Origin of the sequence: Neobacillus sp. PS3-34 (assembly GCF_030915465.1) — a bacterium.
GTDB lineage: Bacteria > Bacillota > Bacilli > Bacillales > Cytobacillaceae > Neobacillus_A.
Genome location: NZ_CP133267.1, coordinates 2,893,391 through 2,915,206, shown reverse-complemented (window position 1 = coordinate 2,915,206; position 21,816 = coordinate 2,893,391). Strand labels below are relative to the sequence as shown.

The window sequence follows — 21,816 nt, the reverse complement described above, 5'->3', positions numbered from 1 at the left end:
GTTTACTTTCTAGCCGAAAGTGAGTATAGCATGGCTAAAAAAAGGTGTAAATGCCAACAGATTACTGCTTTAACGTAATAAATAGGATTCCATGTTTGTCTAATTGGTGAATGGAAGTGTGAACATTTTTTGACACTATTTATATACCCCTACCCCTATATAACATAAAAATTTATACTATCCATGTAGAGAAAAACATTTGAAGGAAGTGCTTCAATTATGGCAAAGAAAATTATAATCGTTGGCGGTGTCGCGGGCGGCGCTACAACAGCGGCAAGACTGCGCAGATTGGATGAGCAGGCAGAAATCATCATGTTTGAACGGGGCGAATACATTTCCTTCGCAAATTGCGGTCTCCCCTATTATATAGGCGGCACGATTGCTGACCGCAGCAAGCTTTTAGTACAAACTGTAGTAGGAATGTCTAAAAAGTTTAATCTCGACATCCGTAACCTTAGCGAAGTAATCGACATTAACAGAGAACACAAAACCGTTTCCGTCAAAAATTTAAAAACTGGCGAACAATATAAAGAATCATTCGATTATCTTGTCCTCTCACCTGGAGCGAGTCCAATTAAGCCTGCCATTCCAGGCATCGAAGAGGCGGAAGCACTGTTTACATTAAGAAATATTCCGGACACTGACAAAATTAAAGCCTATACCGATAACCATAAGCCTAAAAAGGCAACTGTCATTGGCGGCGGATTCATCGGAATTGAAATGGCTGAAAACCTTTGGGATTTGGGCATCGAAGTAACCTTAATCGAAATGTCAGATCAAATCATGGCACCTATCGACTTTGAAATGGCATCAATTTTACAAGCACACCTCCGTGAAAAAGGAGTTAACTTAATTCTTAAAGACGGCGTATCTGCTTTTGAAAATAACGGGAAGGTCGTCAGGCTCAACAGCGGCCAGGCAATTGACACAGATATGATCATCCTTGCGATCGGTGTGAAGCCGGAAAACCAGCTCGCCATTGGTGTAGGTCTACAAATTGGAGAACGCGGCGGTATTCAGGTAAATGAATACTTACAAACTGAGGATCCTAGCATTTATGCAATCGGAGACGCCATTGAAGTGAAGGATTTCATCAATGGGCAGCCGACACAAATCCCGCTTGCATGGCCGGCTAACCGCCAGGGCAGAATCGCCGCTGACCATATTCATGGCATTAAATCCAGATACCCTGGAACACTTGGAACATCAATTGCCAAGGTTTTCGATATGACCGTGGCAGCAACAGGAAACAATGAAAAAACATTAAAACGGCATGGAATTGTCTATGAAGTCGTCCATGTTCACCCTGGTTCACATGCCGGTTATTATCCTGGCTCTTTTCCTATCGCATTGAAGCTGATTTTTGAAAAAGAAAGCGGAAAAATCTTTGGAGCGCAGGCTGTTTCATATGATGGCGCCGATAAGAGGATTGATGTCATCGCAACCGCGATCAAAGGGGGGCTGACCATTTTTGATTTGCCTGATTTAGAGCTTGCCTATGCACCTCCCTACTCTTCAGCCAAGGATCCCGTCAATATGGCTGGCTATGCAGCTTCCAATATTGCCGAAGGACTCGTGGAAACGGTCCAATGGCATGAAATAGATGAAATCGTGGCAAATGGTGGACTCCTAATAGATGTCCGCGAACCCATTGAGTGGGAAATGGGCTTCATTAAAGGGTCCATTAATATACCATTAGGAGAACTTCGCGACAGAGTCGATGAACTTCCAAAGGATGAAACGGTTTATGTTTCCTGCCAGGTAGGCTTGCGCGGCTATTTAGCGGCACGTATCCTTACCCAGCATGGCATCAAGGTGAAAAACCTGGATGGCGGCTATAAAACCTATTCCTGTGTTTTTGAACCTGCTAAATTAAACAACTGCAGCACCCCTATCAGTGATTCGGGAGTCGCCAGCATACCAAACCTTCTGAAACCATTTTAGTCGATGCATGCGGCAGGTGCAGTGCCCAGCCGATTATGCAGGTTTATAAAACGATTGATGGGATGAAGGCCGGGGATGTGCTGGAAGTCCATGCAACAGATCCAGGGTTCGCGAAGGACATTAAAGCTTGGGCAGAGAAAACCGGAAATCCGCTGATTGAATCAAAATTTGAAGATAAAAAATTCAAAGCATTTATTCAAAAGGGCGATGCATCTTCAGCACCTTTGACAGTATCCAATGCCAAGGATGGCACGACCATGGTTGTCTTCAGCGGAGATCTCGATAAAACGATTGCGTCCTTTATTATTGCCTGCGGGGCAGCTGCCATGGACAAAAAAGTGACGATGTTCTTTACTTTCTGGGGATTAAACGTCCTTCGCCGCAGTGATTCTCCACATGTCGAGAAGGATATGATGGAAAAAATGTTTGGGATGATGATGCCTAAAGGAGTGAATGAGCTGCCGCTTTCTAAAATGAATATGGCCGGCATGGGAGCGAAGATGATTAACCATGCCATGCAGAAAAAGAATGTCGATAGCCTTGAAACGTTAATGAAAAATGCCATGGAAGCCGGCGTAAAACTTGTCGCATGTTCGATGTCAATGGACATTATGGGCATTAAACAGGAGGAATTGATCGATGGCGTGGATATCGGCGGTGTCGCTTCCTATTTGGGAGATGCTGAAGAATCCCGTTTGAATTTGTTTATCTAGGTGTGCAGCACGCTGGCTCAAGGTCAATAAATAGGACCTTTCGAGCCAGCTTTTTTTGCCATTATTAATTGTCTCGTTCAGGAGAAGAAGTTACCTATAAAAGATGGGGTTCGGTCTGGGAAAAAAATAATAAATCATATTTTTCAAAAAAATATTCATTTGGGTATCGACAGCTGTATGCAATAATGACAAAATTATTCTGACATCTACTTTATATTACATACGGGGGCATAAAATGAGGTTGGTTTCTCTTGTTGGTTGTGAAGATGGCCTAATCCTAGCAAAACCTATTTTTGATGAAAACAACAGGGTTTTATTGAATGAGGGAACAGTTCTTTCGCCCCTGTTTATCAATAGGCTGAAGGATAAGAAAATAAATCATGTCTATGTAAAATCAGAAATGACAGAGGATATAGCGGTGGAAGATACTATTTCCCCTAAGCTCCGTTTTGAAACAACGGAAAAACTAGCGGAAGTATTTACAGATCTTAAACAAAATAAAACCAGGAAAAACAATGGTGTAGGACGGGTTAGATTAATAAAAAACCTTACAGATGTTTTTAATGAAATACTAAATGAAATGCAAAATTCCAAACACCTATTGAATCTGCTTACCCATATGCAAACATCAAGCGGAGAAACCTTTGAACATAGCATAAACACAAGTCTCTATTCTATTTCAATGGGGAAGTATATGGGCCTTAAGGAAAAGGAACTCCAGACTTTAGGCTTGGGTGCCCTTTTCCACGACATTGGAAAATTCAATAAATCAAAGGATGAAATTGAATGGGAAAAGCATCCCGAGATAGGCTTTGAATTATTGAGGGCAGAGCGTGAATTCAATCTGCTTATTGCCCACTGTGCCTATCAACATCATGAAAATGTAGATGGCACTGGCTTCCCTCGAGGTTTAAAGGGGAACAATATCCATCTGTATGCAAAAATAGTCAGTGTGGCAGAAGCATTTGATTATTTAATTACGAAGAAGTTCTTATTGCCTCACGAGGCAATGGAAGTCATTGTTGGCAGAACTTTTACGCGATATCACAAAAAGGTTGTTGAAGCTTTTAAGCATGCTGTCGCCATTTATCCAATTGGGGTTACTGTCATTCTCAATACAGGGGAAACAGGAGTCGTCATCGGACATGACAAACAACATCCACAGCGGCCAAAGGTACGCATTTTTAAAGATAATACAGGTAAAAAGCTCTCTATAGGGGAATTTTACGATATTGATTTAATGGCTTCTCTTAATGTGATGATCATGAAATGTGATGCCATTATTGAGAGAAATAAAGAATAAAATTAACTCAGGCTCCATGGCGTAACCAAGCGGAATTCAGAGCATGCTGAAGAATCTCGTTTGAATTTGTATATCTGAGTGTGGAGGCCGCCTTTAAGGCGGCTTTTTCCATTATTTTTCGGTAGGTTTTGACACGAATGGACTGGTTTCCGTCGAATTCGCTATGCCTACAGCGTTCAACAGGCCTGCCGTCGGTATTTGTAGGAATTTTTGTTGTTTCATTTCCGGAAAATGGCGGTATTATCTAAGTATGAAATGCCAACACGTGATACACCATCGAAAATTCAACTATTATGGCTTGAAGATAATAAATCTGAATAAGGGGTGTTTTTCATGAAGATTAAGGCAGGAAGCTGGAGAATGTTAAGTGCGCAGGACAAGCAGTTTATCCTGAAGCTGCTGTGTGAACGATCAAAGAAGAAGAGTGCTTAATATAAAAAGCCTTTGCCAGATGCGGCAAAGGCTCTATTTTTTACATGGAAAGTTTTGAACGCAGGTAGGCGTTTATGAAAATATCAAGGTCGCCATCCATTACAGCCTGTAGGTTCCCCACCTCTGTATTTGTGCGATGGTCCTTGACCATGGAGTACGGATGGAAGACGTAGGAACGAATTTGGCTTCCCCAGCCAATTTCCTTCTGCTCGCCGCGGATTTCCGCCAGCTGCTTTTCCTTCTCTTCAATTTGACGCTGATAAAGCTTGGCTTTCAGCATTTTCATCGCGTGCTCACGGTTTTTAATCTGGGAGCGCTCTGTTTGGCAGCTCACGACTACGCCTGTTGGTGTATGTGTAATCCTTACCGCGGAATCGGTCGTGTTGATGTGCTGTCCGCCTGCGCCGCTTGCACGATACGTATCGATTTTCAAATCCTCAGTACGGATATCGATTTCAATGTCATCGTTCAGCTCCGGCATAACCTCACAGGAAACGAAGGAGGTATGGCGGCGGCCCGATGAATCGAATGGGGAAATCCTGACCAGGCGGTGTACGCCTTTTTCCGCTTTTAAATAGCCGTAGGCATTGTGGCCTTTAATCGCAAGTGTAACACTCTTGATGCCCGCTTCGTCACCAGGAAGGTAATCAAGCGTTTCGACCTTGAAGCCCTTCTTCTCGGCCAGCGTGTGTACATCCTAAGGAGCATGGAGCCCCAGTCCTGTGACTCAGTTCCGCCGGCACCTGGATGCAATTCAAGGATGGCATTATTTTTATCATATTCCTCACTTAAAAGAAGGTCCAATTCAAACTGATTTAAACGGCCAGTCAGCTTTTCCAATTCCTGTTCAAGCTCTGCCTGCAATTCAGCGTCACTTTCCTCTTTTACAAGCTCATAGGTCAGCTCCAGGTTCTCAAACGTTTCAAAAAGATCATGGAACTCGTGGACCTGGTCCTTCAGGGCATTCGACTCGCTGATAACCGTCTGGGCAGCCTGCTGGTCATTCCAAAAGTCAGGATGGAGCATTTCGTTATCAAGCTGGGCTATACGTGCTTCTTTGTTTTCTAGGTCAAAGAGACCCCCTAAAGTCCGCTAATATTTTAGCTGTCTTTTCAAGTTCATTTCGGATATCTGCTAATTCCATTACATTCACCTCTAAGTTTATTTCTGTATCGTATTTTATTCGTTATTCCGCTGTCAGTTCTTAATCATTATAACGGTTATGCCTGAAAAAATTCAAAAATGGCAAAAAAGCCATCCACTAATTACTTAACAAACCAAAAGAGAGCTGGCGCCGAGCCATGCTCTCTTTTGCAAATATCTTACTCGAAATTTCCGTGGCAGTTCTTGTACTTCTTGCCGCTGCCGCAGTGGCATAACTCGTTGCGTCCGATATCAATGGATTTGACCTTCGGCTTCGCCTTGATCTTTTCGCCGTCTTCCTTCGGATTCACTGCATGACCCTTCGCTACTTCCTGGCGCTCCAGGTTGTTGCGGATTTCAGCCTTCATGATATAACGGGCTGCATCCTCTTCGATCGATCCGACCATGCTTTCAAACATCGCAAAGCCTTCATGCTGGTATTCGCGAAGCGGGTCGATTTGGCCGTACGCACGCAGGTGGATACCCTGGCGCAGCTGGTCCATCGCGTCAATATGGTCAATCCATTTAGAGTCAACCGCGCGAAGCACGATTACTTTTTCAAATTCGCGCATTTGTTCAGAAGTCAGAATCTCTTCTTTTTCATCGTAGCGCTCTTTCACTTTTGCAAAAATAAGCTCTGACATTTCTTCCGGATCCTTGCCTTTTAGGTTCGCAAGCGTCACGTCACCTTCATGCAGAAGGCTGGCATTCACATAATCGATGATGCTTTGAAGATCCCATTCGTCCTCTTCTTCATTGCGAGGCGTATGGACATCGACCACATCCTTAATCGTTCTTTGAATCATCCCCTCGACGATGTCGCGAAGATTTTCGGATTCAAGAACTTCATTACGCTGATTGTAGATGATTTCACGCTGCTGGCGCAGAACGTCGTCATACTGCAATAGCTGTTTACGCGCATCAAAGTTGTTGCCCTCAACGCGTTTTTGCGCAGATTCAACCGCTCTGGAGACCATCTTGCTCTGGATTGGCTGTGTATCATCCATGCCAAGACGCTCCATCATCGCTTTCATATTATCGGACCCGAAACGGCGCATCAGCTCGTCTTCCATTGATAAATAGAACTGCGTAATCCCCGGGTCTCCCTGACGACCTGAACGTCCGCGCAGCTGGTTATCGATCCGGCGCGATTCATGGCGTTCTGTACCGATAACAGCTAGTCCGCCCAATTCTCTTACACCATCGCCAAGCTTGATGTCCGTACCACGTCCTGCCATGTTGGTCGCAATGGTAACAGAGCCCTGCTGGCCTGCTTCTGCAATGATTTCCGCTTCACGGCCGTGGTTTTTCGCGTTCAGGACGTTATGGCGGACACCTTTTTTCTGAAGGTATCTTGAAATCAACTCAGATGTCTCAATCGCAACCGTACCGACAAGAACTGGCTGGCCTTTTGCGTGTCTCTCAGCGATATCCTCAACAACTGCCTTAAACTTCCCATCCATCGACGCGTAAATCAAATCGGCGCGGTCGTCACGGATAATCGGCTTGTTAGTCGGGATAACGATAACATTCATATTGTAAATATTGCGGAATTCCTCTTCTTCAGTTTTCGCAGTACCGGTCATACCGGAAAGCTTTTCATACATACGGAAATAGTTCTGGAATGTGATGGTCGCAAGTGTCATGCTTTCGTTCTGTACTTCCAGGCCTTTCCTTCGCTTCAATCGCCTGGTGCAGGCCTTCGCTGTAGCGGCGGCCCTTCATTAAACGCCCGGTGAACTGGTCAACGATGACAATTTCACCTTCCTGAACAACATAATCAATATCCAGGTGCATCGTGACAATCGCTTTTAGCGCCTGGTTGATATGATGGTTCAAGGTTACATGTGAAATATCGAAAAGGTTCTCGATGCCAAAAGCGCGTTCTGATTTGCTGATACCTTCTTCAGTCAGCATGACGCCTTTTGTTTTTTCATCGTAAGTGAAATCGACGTCTTTTTTCAAAGTACGGACAAAGGCATTAGCCTGCATATAAAGGGCAGTCGATTTTTGCGCAGTACCGGAAATAATCAGCGGAGTACGCGCTTCGTCGATCAAAATCGAGTCCACTTCATCGATAACGGCATAAAAGAGCGGGCGCTGAACCTTTTCTTCTTTGTAAAGAACCATGTTATCGCGCAAATAGTCGAATCCGAATTCATTGTTCGTTCCATAAGTAATATCGCAGGCATACGCTTCCTGCTTTTCCTCTTTTGTCATGCTGTTCAGGTTTAAACCGACTGTTAAACCTAGGAACTCATACAGCTCACCCATTTCAGAAGCATCACGGCTGGCAAGATATTCGTTGACAGTAACAACATGCACGCCTTTGCCGGAAATGGCATTCAAATATACTGGCATCGTCGCTGTAAGGGTTTTACCTTCACCGGTCTTCATCTCGGAAATGTTTCCTTCATGAAGAGCCGCGCCCCCCATAAGCTGAACATGGTATGGATAAAGGCCTAGTACTCGGCGAGCGCCTTCACGGACAACCGCAAATGCTTCTACAAGCAGATCATCGAGTGTTTCGCCTTTTTGATAGCGGCCTTAAACTCTTCTGTTTTTTCACGAAGCTGGTCGTCAGACAATTTTTCAGTATCAGCAGCCAGTGCCTCTACCTGATCCGCCAACTTTGTCAGCCTCTTGATTTCACGTTTATTTAGATCAAACACTTTATTTAAAATCCCAAGCATGAACATTGCTCCTTTTAATCGAGATTCCTTTGTGAATAATAGTCTAAAGAAAAAAGATTCGCTTTAAAACGGCGGAATCCTTTAATAATCATTCGTTATTTTCTCCCTCCATCTTACCACTTCCGCCATACAGTGACAACATTAGGAAGTTTATTTGCTATTTTCGTCTATTAAATTCGAAATTTATGTTTGTTTATTTTTGTCAAAAATCGAAGTGGTATCAGCCCTTAACTCGAATATCATTTATTGATGAATTTTGGGTTTTGGAAGCACCCCGAAGGATGGTGTATGAAAACGCTTATTTTTGTATAAAAATAAAATCTTATTCACATTAACACTACCTTTATAATGTTAATCCAACCCCTTGTTTACCAACGTTTTCACAGTGTTTTCAGTAGAGTGAATTCGAGATTTCAACCCGGAAAATTATTCACAAATTGTACATTGGAAAATACTGACGCAATATTAGATACTACCCTTAGAGAGGTTAATATGAAATAAAGTGATTTGAATCCGAATACAGAAAGGGTGAGCATCGTGGCCTTTTGGGGGAATAAGAAAACTAAAGAGATAGATACAGAGACTCGAGAAACTAAAAAGAAACCCGGCCTTTTGCGCAGACTCTGGCGAACCGCCAGAAATATAGATTGGAAGAACCCCGTTAACCGTTGGAAATTACTATTTGCCACCCTCGTTAGCAGCATCGTTGTTTTTGGCGGCGGATATGGAGTTCTTTCCTTTACAAACTCGCCAACATTTTGCTCCAGCTGTCATGAGATGGCTCCTGAATATACTACCTACACAGCAAGCGCCCACAACCAGATCAGCTGCGTACAGTGCCATATCAAGCCTGGGGTCACCAATATGCTGACACACAAAGTGAAATCGCTTAAGGAAGTGTATTACCACGTCACAGGTGTCCCTGAACAGATCGTTCAAACGGAAGAAGAAGCCGTTTCAAATGAAAACTGTCTGCAATGCCACTCCAAAAACCGTTTGGTTACTGCTTCGGGAGACTTAAAGGTAAATCATAAAGGGCATATCGAAAAGGATATTCCTTGTATTACTTGCCATGAAGGAGTTGTACACGCAAAAATCGCTTCGCGCGGTATCAATATCGAGGAAGCACGTGGCGAGTGGACAAAGAAAAACGCAGAAAAACTTGCGGAAGAGAAATACCTAAGGCCAAATATGGGAACCTGTATTGACTGCCACGATAAAGTAAACAAGGGCGAAAAGCCTTGGAAGGATGTAGCTTACAACGTGCCTCCTAATCCGGAAGAGGTCGACAAAAAGGTCAATGGCACAGCTGAAACAGCTACAACAGAACCCGCAGCTGAAACTGTAGGTGGAAGCAATTAAGGCCGAACATGATAAAAAGACACAGGACATCATCCTGCAGGCGATTGGAAAGCAGAAAACAGATGTTAAAATTTCAATGAAATGTGAAACATGTCACAAAAAAGTCAAAGTTCCAAAGTCACATAAAACTCAGGATTGGGATCATAATCACGGCGGAACGGCTGTTAAAAGCTTAAATAAATGCGTTAACTGTCACCAGGATTCAAAATGGATCAGAGAAATTCCAAAAGAAGATATCATCTCACTTTTGAAAATGGGAACTAAAAAAGTGAAATACATTCCAAATATAACGGTTGTAAAAGATCAATCACGAATCAATAAATTCTGCAGTGCCTGTCACAGCAAACGTCCACCAGGCCATTTGGACAGTGACCAATGGTTAACAGCTCACTCTAAGCACGCGAAAACCAATGCTGCAAAAGCACAATGCTTCGTCTGCCATGACCGTGAAAAACCAGTGCCAAACTCAACTGGTATAAAAGCACCTACCGATGTTTACTGCCAGTACTGCCATAGGACCGGATTTAAAAGCGATAAAAAATAGTTAAAGTTTCTTATAAAGGAGGGACATTTTCATGGAAGAGGATCAAAATACGCTGCCGTCCCCTCCCCGCTACCGCTATAAATTGATTAAATTCATGACCTTAGCAGTGTTGTTTCTGGCCCTCCTCACTTCTGTTGGATTCATAGGGCTGGAAACAACATCGAATTCAAAGTTTTGCTCATCCTGCCATGAGATGAAACCGGAGTACTACACGTGGAAAGCCTCCACACACAGCGAAGTCGATTGTGTAAGCTGCCATATCGAACCAGGGCCAAAAATTTGGCAAAGGACAAAGCCAATGGATTCGTAGAATTTTTCAAAAAAGAAACAAATAGATATACAGCACCAATCCAAATGCCAAAGAACATTCCAAACTCCGCTTGTGAAAGATGTCACAATATAGGAACCAGAGAAGTAACACCATCCGGAGATCTGATCATCCCGCATAATAAGCACTTAGCGAAGGATATCAAGTGTATACAGTGCCACAGCGGGGTTGCTCACGGAAAAATCGCAGAACGTAAGGTAACCTTTAAATCCGATTATGATAAATGGGATGACACCCTTGGTAAGTCCCTGATGAGTGACGTAAAGTTTACAAGCCCCAAAATGGAAACATGCATTGAATGCCATGAAGCACGTGATGTTTCTACCGCTTGTAAAACATGCCATACAACAGGCATGGAACCTAAATCGCATAAAAAAGAAAACTTTAAATTTCAAACTCACGGTAAATCTGCAAAGAAGGACGTTAAACAGTGTCATAGCTGCCATCAATACATGTCAGAAACAGAAATTAAGGGTATGGAGGAAGTTCCGGCTTCCCAGCAATTTTTAGCAAATGGAACGATAAAGGATAAATCACACTCCGCACAGGAGTATGCAAAAGAAAATAGCTTCTGCAAAAAATGCCATACACAGCGGCCACCAAGCCATGGGAAAAGTTTTGTAAGTGGCGATGGCCCTATCGCAAAACATAGCACCGAAAAATGCTTAACATGCCACGATTACCAAAAAACAGGCTTTAACAAAATAACAAACATCACCTGCAGCGGCTGCCACCCTGCCAGCCATGCAGAAAAGAACTTTAGGGCCACACACCCGATTGCATTGCCTGCAGGACAAAAGCCTGTTGAAATGTGTTACACCTGTCATTACAAACCAAAATGTACATCCTGCCATAAACAATAAAGCTCAAATAATATGATGAGGAGGGCTTTTATGGAAAGCCAAGTTCAACCAAATGCCCAGGAGCCTTCAACGATTGCTGAAAAGCCAGTAAAGATAAAAAAAGTGAAAAAGGACCGTATCTCCTGGTGGCAATCGCTTATTATCCTTACTGCCACCTTAGCTATTTGTCTCTCTTCTGGTTACTATATCAGCGAAAAGTATCTTTGGAATACAAATGCCGATCAAATTTCAAAACAACTGAAATATTATCAAGCTGAAGTAGACCAAAAGCCAAATGATCCACAATTAAGAGTACAGCTTGGTTATACGTATTTCTTGAAGGGTGATACCGACAGTGCAATTAAAGAATATGAGACTGCAAAGATCTTGGATAAAAATTATTTTGATGCCTATTTGAACTTGAGTATTGCTTACGATAAGGAAAAACGAAATGACGATGCCCTGCAAATGGCTGTTAAAGCAGCAAAGATTTCACCCAGGGATTATAAGGCCATTTATTAAAAGGCAAAAGCTACAGGAAATTAAAGATGTATAAAGATGCTACAAAATCTTTGGAGGAAGCTGCACGCTTAAAGCCAGGCAACACGGATATTATTTATGAGGTAGGGGTGGTTGCAGAAGCTCAAGGCAAGAAGAAAGAAGCTGAAAAAATCTATAAAGAAACTCTTTCATACGATCCCACCTTTAAACCGGCTTTGAAAGCTTTGGATCGATTGAACTCCAAGAATAATTAAGAAAAGGAGATGGAATCCATGAAGAAAAGAACCCTTTATTTACTGATGGGGACGATTGTTGGACTTTCTGCTGTGCTATTCACTGTCATTTATTATTTCCATCTTCAAGATGATGTGATCAAAGTGGCAAGCCCTATTAAAGGTGGGTCCCCTACATTAAGTTACTTTATTCAAGGTGATATGAGTGCCCCTCTCGATAAACCAATGGATGTCGCAAAAGTTGGCCAGTATGTTTATGTTACGGATACGAACCATAAACAGGTTCAAGTCTTTGATTCATCCGGTACGTCTATCTTTAAATTTGGTAAACAAGGTACAGGTGAAGGAGAATTCCAGTTTCCTTATGGAATTGATGGGGATAAGGAAGGTAATGTTTATGTAGCGGATTTATACAATGCTAAGATATCCATTTTCACAGCTAAAGGAAAGTTCATTAAATATTTCACAGATGAAAGCAAAAAAGCCGACTTTCTAAAATCCCCTGGCGGATTGCGCATTTTCAATAACAACCTTTATGTTACAGACATCCAGCTAGGTAAAGTTATTAAATACGATTTAAAAGGTAAAAAACTGCTTGAAATATCAACTGCATCAGCGAAAGATGACACATTGAACGCTCCAAACGCCGTGACGATTGATGAAGAAAAAAACATCTATGTTTCTGATACTGGGAACCAGCGCCTTGTTGTCTATGATAAGAACGGAAAATTCATACGTATCATAAATGGTTCAACTGATGGAAAAGGAGATTCTAAGTTTGTTAATCCAAGAGGAATCGGGGTTGAACCAAACGGTACCCTTTTAATGGTAGATAACATGACCCACTTTGTTTATGGATTTGATAAGGATGGAAAACAAGTATTCCAATTTGGCGGTTTAGGCAGCGATAAAGAACAATTCTATCTTCCAAACGGTTTATTTGTGGATGACAAAGGTGAAGTATTCATCACCGATACCGTTAATCAGCGGATTGCCTTTTACTACTAAATTTTTAGATTATTAAAGGTGGTGATGCAAAAAAAGAAGATAAAAGCTTTATAGGTTTTAAAAAAGAGAGAAACAAACAGGGAGGTTTTTGAAATGAGTAAGGTGAAATTTAGCTTCTCACTAATAATAGCATTTCTATTAGTGGGAATCCTGAGCACCGCTGCATTTGCGAAAGATCCGTATGGGTTAAAGCCAGCGCAAAACGGCTTAGGACTTGATGTTCCGTTTACTGGTAACTCAACTGATGCTGCTGACATTACTGGTAGATCATTTGATTTAGTATTACTAGATGGAACAACAATTATAAGCACCACACAGGCTACTCTTGATGCTACTAAAAAGGGGAAAGTTAATTATGCTGCCGGTGTTCTTACACCTGGTAAAACTTACACAGTAGTACTTTATCACACTGATGATACAACACATGCAACAAAGCTTTCGTCTTCTACTGCATTAGTTCAAGATGCTCACAATACCAATATGTATCAAACTCCTGATTCCCATGTAGATTTAGATGGATCTGGATATAAAAACGCCAACTCCACAGGCTTTAATAACACTAGAAAAAATAGAACTGGACAAAAAGTTCACGGTTTCTATCAAAATAATACCAACTCTTGCGCAAGCTGCCACCAAACACATACAGGTGCTGACGATAACTTGTTATTCAAAGACGGAGTATACAGCACATGTTCTGCATGCCACGATGGCACAACAGGGGCTTATAACTCTTTTGCACCAGTCTCTGAAGAAAATGCTCATAGTATTGCGGGTACTTTCAATGTTCAAGCTTCCAATCACAATGGTTCCCTTCACGAAGCAGATGGCTCTTTGAAAGTTAGCGCTGCTCCTGGTGGTAATTTTGGAGCTACTTCAGGTCAGTTTACTCAAGAATTTGATTGCGCTAGTTGCCACGCTCCACATGGTAACGGTTCTGCTGGAGCTTCTGGGGAAAACAACTTGAACTTGGATCCACTAGGTTGGGGTTCAGTACAATATCGTGCAGAAGGAACAACTTATACAGTTAAAGTAAATAATGTAGATACAACTGTCACTGCCACTAAAGATGATGCAAACGGTAAATTATTCAAAGATCTTACTATTCAAACAAGCGTTCCTACTACTTTTAGTACACCATACATTCTTGTAAAATCTACTTTAGCAAATCAAGCTGCTGTAGATGCAAACTTCTTCTACAAACGTGCGATGGGAACAGTAACTGGTCCTGTGGATGTTATTCAAACTTACAGATGGAATAACTCAAAGTACGTTGCAGATTATTCTCTATGGCTTCAAGAAAAAGGATATCCATATAAAGCTGATACTATCCTTAAAGACTCTACAGATGCTGATATCACAAGAGCAACTGGAATGATCGTTGTATGGCGCGATGGCTTTGCTTATGGTACTCAGGTTGCAAATGTAACAACAGCAACTATCTCTATCGGTGTAGATGTTGAAACAACAGAAAATATGAGAACATTGTTCGATGCTAAAGCTACTGATCTAACTTTTGACGATGAAGGTAATACTATCTATAATGCTGATAAAACTGTAAAACACATCGCTTTCATCCCAGATAGCGGTACTCAAATGAGTAAATATTGCTCTGCTTGTCATACTGACTATCTATCTACAACACGTAAAGATAATACAGGTGTATATACTACTGCACACCGCCACAAAACAGGTGCAGATGAACTAACTTGTGTACGCTGCCACTTCGGTCACGGTTCTGAAGCTCAAATCATGAAAACTGCAAACGATGAAACTTATTATGATTTAACAGAAGCTGGTGCAAAGTTTGACGCATCTGTTACTGGAAACGCTCAATTAGCAATTGATTATTTGAAAGATCCAAACCCATCTTCCGCTCTTAAACGTTATACAGGAATGGCTGTATGTTACGCTTGTCACGGCCAAGGAGCACAATTCTTAAGTAATCCAAATAACGTTGATCGTCCTTTAAGTGGGCAACCCGGAGCAGTAAGAGGTCAATAACAATAAAAAGCCAACAAATAGCGCCACTACTTGTTAGCTTTAAGAAAAATGAAATTTAATTGTCATTGGCAAGGCAGTAATAGTGATATTGCTGCCTTGTTTTTATTATTATACAAGGACACAAATTTGTCAAAGAATCGCTCCATTTCCGCCCCAACTTCCTCCCATTTCCACTGCTATAATATACATATAATCCCTATATATAAATAACAAATTCTATTTACTCACATAAATTAACAGGAAAAAGAGATGACATGAAATGAAAATAACTACAAGGATTAAAAATGCATTTTTATTTAGTTTATTAGCATTTATTTTAATATCTTCCTCACTATTCATTTCGCCCATGAATGTAGCATTTTCTGCAGCTGGCGATCCGCCTGCTATTACGATTAGTTCCCCTGCAGCTGACGCAATGATCAATACAGGAAAAGTTGTTATTTCAGGTACCTATACGGATGATAATGTCCAACAAATGTCTGAACTATTATTTACCGCATATGATCAAGGAGTAGAAATTTCAAATTCTGATAATACACCTGCTGAATGGATTTTCGGTAACAACGAAACAAGTAAAACATGGACTTTTACTAAATCTCTTAAAGAAGGATCTCATAATTTTTCGGTAGAAATCAAAGAAAAATCTGATTTACCCGAACCAATAACAGCCACTGCCTCTATTTCATTTACTGTTTCAAACAGGCCTTTTATTTCTTCTGCAGGAATCATTCAAGATGGCAAAGAGAGAATTGGTGAGGATTTAACAAGAGTACCTCAGGATGCGAAAATTAAAATAACAATTATTGACGACAACCCAATGAACCAGTTCGTGAGTAAGATTGAATCGACTGGAGTTCCTTATAATCCAATAAAGGTCACAGCTGGCACTACCTCTATAATTGGGTCCTCTAGCATAACAAAAAACAGCAATCAATCAGAAAAATATACGTATGAAATTACTTTTACTCCCACCAGTCCATTAGCATTAAACACAACCTATTTAGTTTATGTTGACTCTGCAATAATGGATGACTTGGATAATCCGATCAATACTAAATTTTTCAAGTTCACTACCAAGAGTGACTTGGATGAAACTGAAAATCCTCATGGCCATTATGCATTAAATACCAATATGTGTGCTGCCTGCCACAGTACACATCTCGGGATGAATAATTCCCTTGAAGGCGGCTCCTACCAAGTTACTTTCAACGATAAGCTTAAAGCAGATCCATCTCAAAACTATTGTATGGCATGCCATGACGGAACATTGAACGCACCGATAATTAATCAGATGGAGAAAGCTTATCATCATAATAATCCTGCTGAATATTCTCAGACTGGAACTAATAATTTGAAACAAGCTGAGTCCTGTACAAGTTGCCACAATCCACATCTGGAATGGTCGGAGCAAAATCAAAACATATTAAAAGATCATTACGTTTATACCCATAAAGATGAAGACAGAAATAGTAATGGATTAACTTCCCTTGTGGTTGATAGTGCAGAAACATCATGTGATACCTGCCATGGTGATACTTCGATCTATGATCAAAATAAGTATCCAGGTATTTATGAAGTACTAAAATACAATAAGTCATTTACCGCTGAAGGCACGATTACTGCGAAAGTATTGGATAAGAACCCTGACCGAACCGTCCAAACTGTTTCAGATTACTCATTGTGCCTGCGTTGCCACAACGCTGCCAAAAAAACAATTGACCCAACAATGGCTGATATTGAAACCTATTATGCTGATTCCAGCTCAGGCCATAATTTCACACTGCCGGAAGGAAAACAAACGCAGGATGACGGCAGTCCTTTAAATGGACCAATCCCTTGTGCAGAGTGCCATGATACACATGGATCAGACAATATAAAGCTCTTAAGAAACCAGCTCGGTAATGCTGAGACTAGTAATAAATTTACGATGTCAGGAAAAGATTGGACCGCTTCCTCTGAACGCCAATTCTGTACTAAATGCCATAATGGTTCAACCACTATTTACGGCAGGATCGGAAAACTCGATCAGACCGTATCAGAAGGCCATGACCCTGCCAAACCAAAAGGACAGCAGGCTTGCTCGACCTGCCACTCAGCAAGCTTCGACCCTGCTAAACCGGAATCAATTGACAAAGCCTTTTTGGAAGCCGCCCACGCACCAAAAACCGGCGTTGACCGTTCCGCTCCATAATAAAAATCGAGAGGCTTCCCCCTCTCGATTTTTTATTTCCCTCTTCTAAGTTCTTCGTTTTCTTCTGTTAAGGCTTTATTTAAAGCAGCCAATTCAGCTGTACGTTCTTTATAGATACGTTCTATTTCATCATTCAGTACATGTTTCAATTCCTGGTATTTGGATGAAATACTTCCTGCCGAAACATCGTATATCGCTGCTAAGTCTTTTTGCGTATACCTTTTATTAAGAGACATGAAAGATCCAATCAGATAATGGATTGCGGCAGCATACGTCGCAGGCTTTTGGATAGCTTTTGGCTTTCGCTCACAGAATTGATACCAAAGCAGAATACCCAAGTCAGCGAAGGTGGTCTCTTCGCCGCTTTCCTCCATATTTCTTTTAAAAATTTCCGCAGCCTCTTGATAGTCTGACTTGTCCCACTCTAAGTCATCGGGCTCCAATTCAAAATCAACACTCGGAAGATCTGTCATAATTTCCATAAAGAAATCCTTCAACATCTCCTCTGGATCGCTATAGCCTAATTGCAATGCTTTATCTTCAATAAACTCATAAGCCACTTCAGGCTCCAGATCTGGCAATTCAAACGGAATGGGGTAAAAGACAAATTTCTCATTGTACGGCAGTAAGATCCCAATGAAAAAATTTCCGCTTTTTTCATCATGACTTCCATTCACCAAAACGGCTTCACCTTTTTGGCCACTAAATCTATCTTCAAATATCAGTTTATCCTCATCCGCTTCAAGTATGGTTCCGACAATTGCTCTCGATTCAGTCCACGAATGCAATATTTCTCTTACTTTATGACGGTTGATTTTTTTTCCTTCTGAAGCAATGAATTTTTCCAGAATGGTTTCCCCATCCTCCAGTGAATGGAAAAGACTAAACCAGATGGCATGAACCTGCTCATAAAGCTCTAACTCTTCCTCTTCAGCATGTGGAATGATCTCCACAAGCTGTTCAAAGCTTTCAACAATTTCATCCTCAAAATGATAAGGTGCATAATCGATGATATTCTTCTGAAGTAATGATATTTCACGGTCAATCACTTCAGAAATGGATACAACCTCTTTAGCGCCACAGCACTTTTTATATTTCTTCCCGCTCCCGCACGGACACGGTTCATTTCTGCTTATTTTTTCACTCATTTTTATTCCTCGCAATCTAAAAAAATGGCATTCTGCCGAACCCCAATATTTTTCTCGTTTTCGGTCTAATTCTTTAATACTAACATTTTTGACGCTTTTTCTAAAAAGAAAAACAGCCGGGAATTACTCCCAGGCTGATTGCCATCTATCTTAATGAATGTGAAAATTTTTCTTAATCAAACGTTTGATTAATTTATTTCTCTGCCGATATTCTCTCTTTTTTAAAAATAAACAGCTTGCTGGCAGCATAGTTAAAAATAACAACCAATACATTGGCAATGATTTTCGCGCCCATGTCATTCCATGCCAGTACCTCAACCAATAATATCATCGTCAATAAATCCAGGAAGTAAGACAGGATTCTAAAAAAGAAAAATGAGAAAAATTCCTTCATTATTGCGTTTACGTCTCTCACCCGGCTGTTAAAAACAAATAATTTATTCGTTACATAAGCAAACAGGACTGAGATGATCCAGGCGATAGTGGTGGAGATTTTATAGTCAATATGGAATACATCCGCACAAACATAATAAGTGACGATATTGATTAATGTAGTTAAACCGCCAAAAACCAGGTACGAAAATATTTCTTTATATTTTCCCATTTTGGTATGACTCCCGATTCGTTACTTTTTGTCCATTGTATTCATCAACAAAATATAAAGGCCGATTCTTCGTTTCATTGAACACTCTGCCAAGGTATTCGCCGATGACGCCCAGTGACAGCAGCTGAATGCCGCCCATAAATAGGATGACTGTCATCATGGAAGGGTAACCTGTTACCGGATCTCCGTATATAAGCGTTTTGGCAATGATCCAAACCATGTATATAAAGGATAAAACAGAGATAATGACGCCCAAAAAGGATGAGAGCCTTAATGGGAAGGTTGTGAAGGACGTGATGCCCTCTATCGCCAATTCAAATAGCTTTAGGTAATTCCACTTTGTTTCACCGGCTGCTCTCGGATCCCGGTCGAACAATATTTCTTTTTTATTGTACCCAATCCAGCTGAACATTCCCTTTGTGTATCTTTGAGATTCCCTTATTTGTTTAAGAGCCTCTACAAATCTTCTATCCAATAATCGAAAATCCCCGGTATCCTCCTGGATCGGGATTTTTGTGGTCTTTTTCAGCAGCCGGTAAAATCGGCCGATGTCCATTTTTTTAGCCACGACTCACCTGTTCGTGATTTTCTTTTGGCAAAAACATCATCATAGCCTTCTTCCCAGTACCTGATCATTTCAGGAATCAGCTCCGGCGGGTCCTGAAGGTCTGCATCGATAATAATGACCGCATCACCATTTGCGTGATCCAGACCGGCAATCATCGCTGTTTCCTTGCCGAAGTTCCGTGAAAGGTCCACATAAGAGATACGGGAATCGGTTTGCCTTAATTGCTTTATTAAATTCAACGTATTGTCCCTGCTGCCATCGTTTACAAATAAAAATTCAAATGAATACTCGGCAAGCTGGCTTGTCACTGCATTTAATCGCTCATATAAAGGATACAAAACCTCTTCCTCGTTATAGGCGGGGATTAAAATGGTAATTTCCTTCATTGCACTGCTCCTTACATGGTCAATATCTATTTTTAGCAAAAAATTATAGATCAAATTACGTGATGCTCTATGGTTTTACATTTTATCATGATAATTTTCTATTTCAATTGATTTGCGATTGAATTGCCTGGATAAAGCAAATTATCGTGCGGTAGGTTATATACCATGTCTTACTTGGGAATATAGAGGTTAAATGGCATGTCATAATCCTGTCTAATGACTGTTGTCTTTTTTATAAAATAAGGGGTAGAATGAATAGCATTGCTATATATATCATAGTAATGGCTTATAATCCTGAAAATTCCCAAATTATAAGGTGAAGAAAATGAGAGAAATAAACTTACAATTTATATCAACCAAGTTTTTATCCGTATTGGTAACGGCTGCTTTTATCATTATATTAATTGCGAGTTTTGGTGCCGTTGCTGATAACTATAAGTCAGGAACAACCTATTATTCAGCCCTACTTATCTTGGTCGTCACCATTGTCGTGGCAGCTTTGCTGGTAAAGCTTCCTAAAAAGGTTTTCCTCGTACTTCTGCTTTTATTATCGGTAATTTTAAGGCTGATCTGGATAAATAACATTCATACGTTAAATGTTTCCGACTTCGAAATTATGTATAAAAGCGCTGTGAGAGCGGCAAAGGGCGACTTTGGATTTACATCCGAGGGGATTTATTTTAACAGATGGGCTTATCAATTAGGATTTACGATGTACCAGGCATTCATACTGCACCTTTTTGGCGAAGGCACTTATACGTTAAAACTTTTTAATATTCTTTTTAGCACTGGCACCGTAATTATGATTTATCTAATAGCCACCAGGCTATTTAACGAATTTTGCGGTCGCATTGGCAGTATTTTATATGCCTTATTCATTCCTAACATTGCCCTGGCGTCCGTTTTGACGAATCAGCACCTGGCCGCTTTCCTGTTCTATCTATCCTTCTATTTACTGATTACCCGATTTGAATCGAGTAAGTATATGTGGATTTTAATCGGCATCTTATTGTCTGCCGGAGATATCATCAGGCCTTTAGGCAGCCTCATCCTGCTTGCAGTGGGCTTATATGTAGTAATCGCTTATTTTTTCAACAATGTAAATAAAAGAGGCTTTATTCTTTTAGGAAAACTGGCAGGTCTTATTGCTGTCTACTATTTATTTCATGCACTTGTAAGCAGCTCGTTTATATCCTCAGGGGTTACACAATATCCCTTGGGGAACAGGGAGCCTTTATGGAAGTTTGTGACCGGCCTAAATCACGATACAACGGGCGTTTTTTCTGATGAAGATGCCAAATATCTATCCAAATTCCCTCTTGGAAAAGAACGGGATGATGCATCAAAGCAGCTGATTCAGGAACGGATTGAGGACAAAGAGGCCTTGTGGGATCTTTTCCAGGAAAAATTCCTGTATATGTGGGCGACCATGGACGACGGATCATTGATCTGGGGATTGCGCTCAAAGGTCCATGACTATTCTGACCTGATGGAAACCTTGAATATGTATGAACGATTTATGTACCTTTCGATGGCGTTTTTAGTAGCCGTCTCAATGCTTAAACTGACGTTGGAAAGAAAAGTAAATGTTCACGTTTGCCTGATATTTCTTTTAATCATCGGCTACATGAGCATTCACCTATTAATCGAAATCCAAACGAGGTACAGGTACTTTATTATTCCAAGCTTCATGATTCTGCAAAGCTACGGGATATTCACCATCTATACATTCTATAAAAATGCCTTTTTCCAAAAAAAGGTGCCGGCACCGTCCTAATCATCACCTTTTTGATGAAAACATTTATTAATCAAACGTTTGATTAAATTGGGGTTAAGCCTTGGTACGACTGGATTTCATAGAAGTCTGACCAT

The 21,816-nt window shown here is 41.0% G+C and carries 15 protein-coding genes and 3 pseudogenes; 13 read left to right on the top strand and 5 right to left on the bottom strand.

The window, feature by feature from the left end; genetic code table 11:
- The first annotated feature begins 219 nt into the window (after window positions 1-219).
- The 3 genes from RCG23_RS14960 to RCG23_RS14950 all read left to right on the top strand — a co-directional run bounded on the left by RCG23_RS14960 (window position 220) and on the right by RCG23_RS14950 (window position 3,960).
- Complete coding sequence (locus RCG23_RS14960; RefSeq protein ID WP_308176372.1) at window positions 220-1,944, top strand: CoA-disulfide reductase; 1,725 nt, start codon at window positions 220-222, stop codon at window positions 1,942-1,944.
- A gap of 35 nt (window positions 1,945-1,979) precedes the next feature.
- On the top strand, window positions 1,980-2,657 hold the full coding sequence (locus RCG23_RS14955) for a DsrE/DsrF/DrsH-like family protein (protein ID WP_308176371.1): 678 nt from the start codon (window positions 1,980-1,982) through the stop codon (window positions 2,655-2,657).
- Between the two features lie 235 nt (window positions 2,658-2,892).
- Complete coding sequence (locus RCG23_RS14950; protein ID WP_308176370.1) at window positions 2,893-3,960, top strand: HD-GYP domain-containing protein; 1,068 nt, start codon at window positions 2,893-2,895, stop codon at window positions 3,958-3,960.
- 472 nt (window positions 3,961-4,432) lie between these two features.
- Here the strand turns inward: RCG23_RS14950 and prfB are convergent.
- Both prfB and secA read right to left on the bottom strand, forming a co-directional pair.
- Window positions 4,433-5,536, bottom strand: a pseudogene (gene prfB, locus RCG23_RS14945) (peptide chain release factor 2).
- A 178-nt stretch (window positions 5,537-5,714) separates the two neighbouring features.
- Window positions 5,715-8,228, bottom strand: a pseudogene (gene secA / locus RCG23_RS14940) (preprotein translocase subunit SecA).
- A 537-nt stretch (window positions 8,229-8,765) separates the two neighbouring features.
- On the opposite strand from secA, the gene RCG23_RS14935 reads away from it, so the two are divergent.
- From RCG23_RS14935 to RCG23_RS14895, 9 genes are all read left to right on the top strand, one after another.
- Window positions 8,766-9,590 carry a cytochrome c3 family protein gene (locus RCG23_RS14935; RefSeq protein WP_308176369.1) on the top strand — a complete coding sequence of 275 codons (825 nt, stop codon included), beginning with the start codon at window positions 8,766-8,768 and terminating at the stop codon, window positions 9,588-9,590.
- Window positions 9,577-10,134: a hypothetical protein gene (locus RCG23_RS14930; RefSeq protein WP_308176368.1), complete on the top strand. Its 558-nt coding sequence runs from the start codon at window positions 9,577-9,579 to the stop codon at window positions 10,132-10,134. The genes RCG23_RS14935 and RCG23_RS14930 overlap by 14 nt, the downstream gene beginning before the upstream one ends.
- Window positions 10,135-10,165: 31 nt before the next feature.
- Complete coding sequence (locus RCG23_RS14925) at window positions 10,166-10,444, top strand: NapC/NirT family cytochrome c (RefSeq protein WP_308176367.1); 279 nt, start codon at window positions 10,166-10,168, stop codon at window positions 10,442-10,444.
- Window positions 10,414-11,325 carry a NapC/NirT family cytochrome c gene (locus tag RCG23_RS14920; protein ID WP_308176366.1) on the top strand — a complete coding sequence of 304 codons (912 nt, stop codon included), beginning with the start codon at window positions 10,414-10,416 and terminating at the stop codon, window positions 11,323-11,325. The genes RCG23_RS14925 and RCG23_RS14920 overlap by 31 nt, the downstream gene beginning before the upstream one ends.
- 30 nt (window positions 11,326-11,355) lie before the next feature.
- Window positions 11,356-11,826, top strand: a complete 471-nt coding sequence (locus RCG23_RS14915; protein WP_308176365.1) for a tetratricopeptide repeat protein — start codon at window positions 11,356-11,358, stop codon at window positions 11,824-11,826.
- A gap of 26 nt (window positions 11,827-11,852) precedes the next feature.
- Window positions 11,853-12,059 carry a tetratricopeptide repeat protein gene (locus RCG23_RS14910; protein ID WP_308176364.1) on the top strand — a complete coding sequence of 69 codons (207 nt, stop codon included), beginning with the start codon at window positions 11,853-11,855 and terminating at the stop codon, window positions 12,057-12,059.
- An 18-nt stretch (window positions 12,060-12,077) separates the two neighbouring features.
- Window positions 12,078-13,046, top strand: coding sequence for a 6-bladed beta-propeller (locus RCG23_RS14905; RefSeq protein ID WP_308176363.1), 969 nt, complete (start codon window positions 12,078-12,080; stop codon window positions 13,044-13,046).
- A gap of 93 nt (window positions 13,047-13,139) precedes the next feature.
- Window positions 13,140-15,047: a cytochrome c3 family protein gene (locus tag RCG23_RS14900; RefSeq protein WP_308176362.1), complete on the top strand. Its 1,908-nt coding sequence runs from the start codon at window positions 13,140-13,142 to the stop codon at window positions 15,045-15,047.
- 259 nt (window positions 15,048-15,306) lie between these two features.
- Window positions 15,307-17,238, top strand: a complete 1,932-nt coding sequence (locus tag RCG23_RS14895) for a multiheme c-type cytochrome (RefSeq protein WP_308176361.1) — start codon at window positions 15,307-15,309, stop codon at window positions 17,236-17,238.
- Between the two features lie 32 nt (window positions 17,239-17,270).
- Here the strand turns inward: RCG23_RS14895 and RCG23_RS14890 are convergent, their stop codons facing one another.
- The 3 genes and pseudogenes from RCG23_RS14890 to RCG23_RS14880 all read right to left on the bottom strand — a co-directional run bounded on the left by RCG23_RS14890 (window position 17,271) and on the right by RCG23_RS14880 (window position 19,944).
- Complete coding sequence (locus RCG23_RS14890) at window positions 17,271-18,386, bottom strand: YecA family protein (RefSeq protein ID WP_308176360.1); 1,116 nt, start codon at window positions 18,384-18,386, stop codon at window positions 17,271-17,273.
- A gap of 193 nt (window positions 18,387-18,579) precedes the next feature.
- Entirely contained in the window at window positions 18,580-18,990 is a 411-nt protein-coding gene (locus tag RCG23_RS14885) for a GtrA family protein (RefSeq protein WP_308176359.1), read from the bottom strand.
- Window positions 18,977-19,944 (bottom strand): annotated as a pseudogene (locus RCG23_RS14880) (glycosyltransferase family 2 protein). The gene RCG23_RS14885 and the pseudogene RCG23_RS14880 overlap by 14 nt, the downstream one beginning before the upstream one ends.
- 325 nt (window positions 19,945-20,269) lie before the next feature.
- On the opposite strand from RCG23_RS14880, the gene RCG23_RS14875 reads away from it, so the two are divergent.
- Window positions 20,270-21,721, top strand: a complete 1,452-nt coding sequence (locus RCG23_RS14875) for an ArnT family glycosyltransferase (protein ID WP_308176358.1) — start codon at window positions 20,270-20,272, stop codon at window positions 21,719-21,721.
- Window positions 21,722-21,816 lie beyond the last annotated feature (95 nt).

What these genes read in the sequence shown, in the direction of transcription:
- RCG23_RS14915 (WP_308176365.1), top strand. Translation starts at nt 11,356, where the DNA reads ATGGAAAGCCAAGTTCAACCAAATGCCCAGGAGCCTTCAACGATTGCT.
- RCG23_RS14890 (WP_308176360.1), bottom strand. Translation starts at nt 18,386, where the DNA reads ATGAGTGAAAAAATAAGCAGAAATGAACCGTGTCCGTGCGGGAGCGGG.
- RCG23_RS14960 (WP_308176372.1), top strand. Translation starts at nt 220, where the DNA reads ATGGCAAAGAAAATTATAATCGTTGGCGGTGTCGCGGGCGGCGCTACA.
- RCG23_RS14895 (WP_308176361.1), top strand. Translation starts at nt 15,307, where the DNA reads ATGAAAATAACTACAAGGATTAAAAATGCATTTTTATTTAGTTTATTA.
- RCG23_RS14905 (WP_308176363.1), top strand. Translation starts at nt 12,078, where the DNA reads ATGAAGAAAAGAACCCTTTATTTACTGATGGGGACGATTGTTGGACTT.
- RCG23_RS14925 (WP_308176367.1), top strand. Translation starts at nt 10,166, where the DNA reads ATGGAAGAGGATCAAAATACGCTGCCGTCCCCTCCCCGCTACCGCTAT.
- RCG23_RS14875 (WP_308176358.1), top strand. Translation starts at nt 20,270, where the DNA reads ATGAGAGAAATAAACTTACAATTTATATCAACCAAGTTTTTATCCGTA.
- RCG23_RS14885 (WP_308176359.1), bottom strand. Translation starts at nt 18,990, where the DNA reads ATGGGAAAATATAAAGAAATATTTTCGTACCTGGTTTTTGGCGGTTTA.
- RCG23_RS14900 (WP_308176362.1), top strand. Translation starts at nt 13,140, where the DNA reads ATGAGTAAGGTGAAATTTAGCTTCTCACTAATAATAGCATTTCTATTA.
- RCG23_RS14910 (WP_308176364.1), top strand. Translation starts at nt 11,853, where the DNA reads ATGTATAAAGATGCTACAAAATCTTTGGAGGAAGCTGCACGCTTAAAG.
- RCG23_RS14950 (WP_308176370.1), top strand. Translation starts at nt 2,893, where the DNA reads ATGAGGTTGGTTTCTCTTGTTGGTTGTGAAGATGGCCTAATCCTAGCA.
- RCG23_RS14955 (WP_308176371.1), top strand. Translation starts at nt 1,980, where the DNA reads ATGCAGGTTTATAAAACGATTGATGGGATGAAGGCCGGGGATGTGCTG.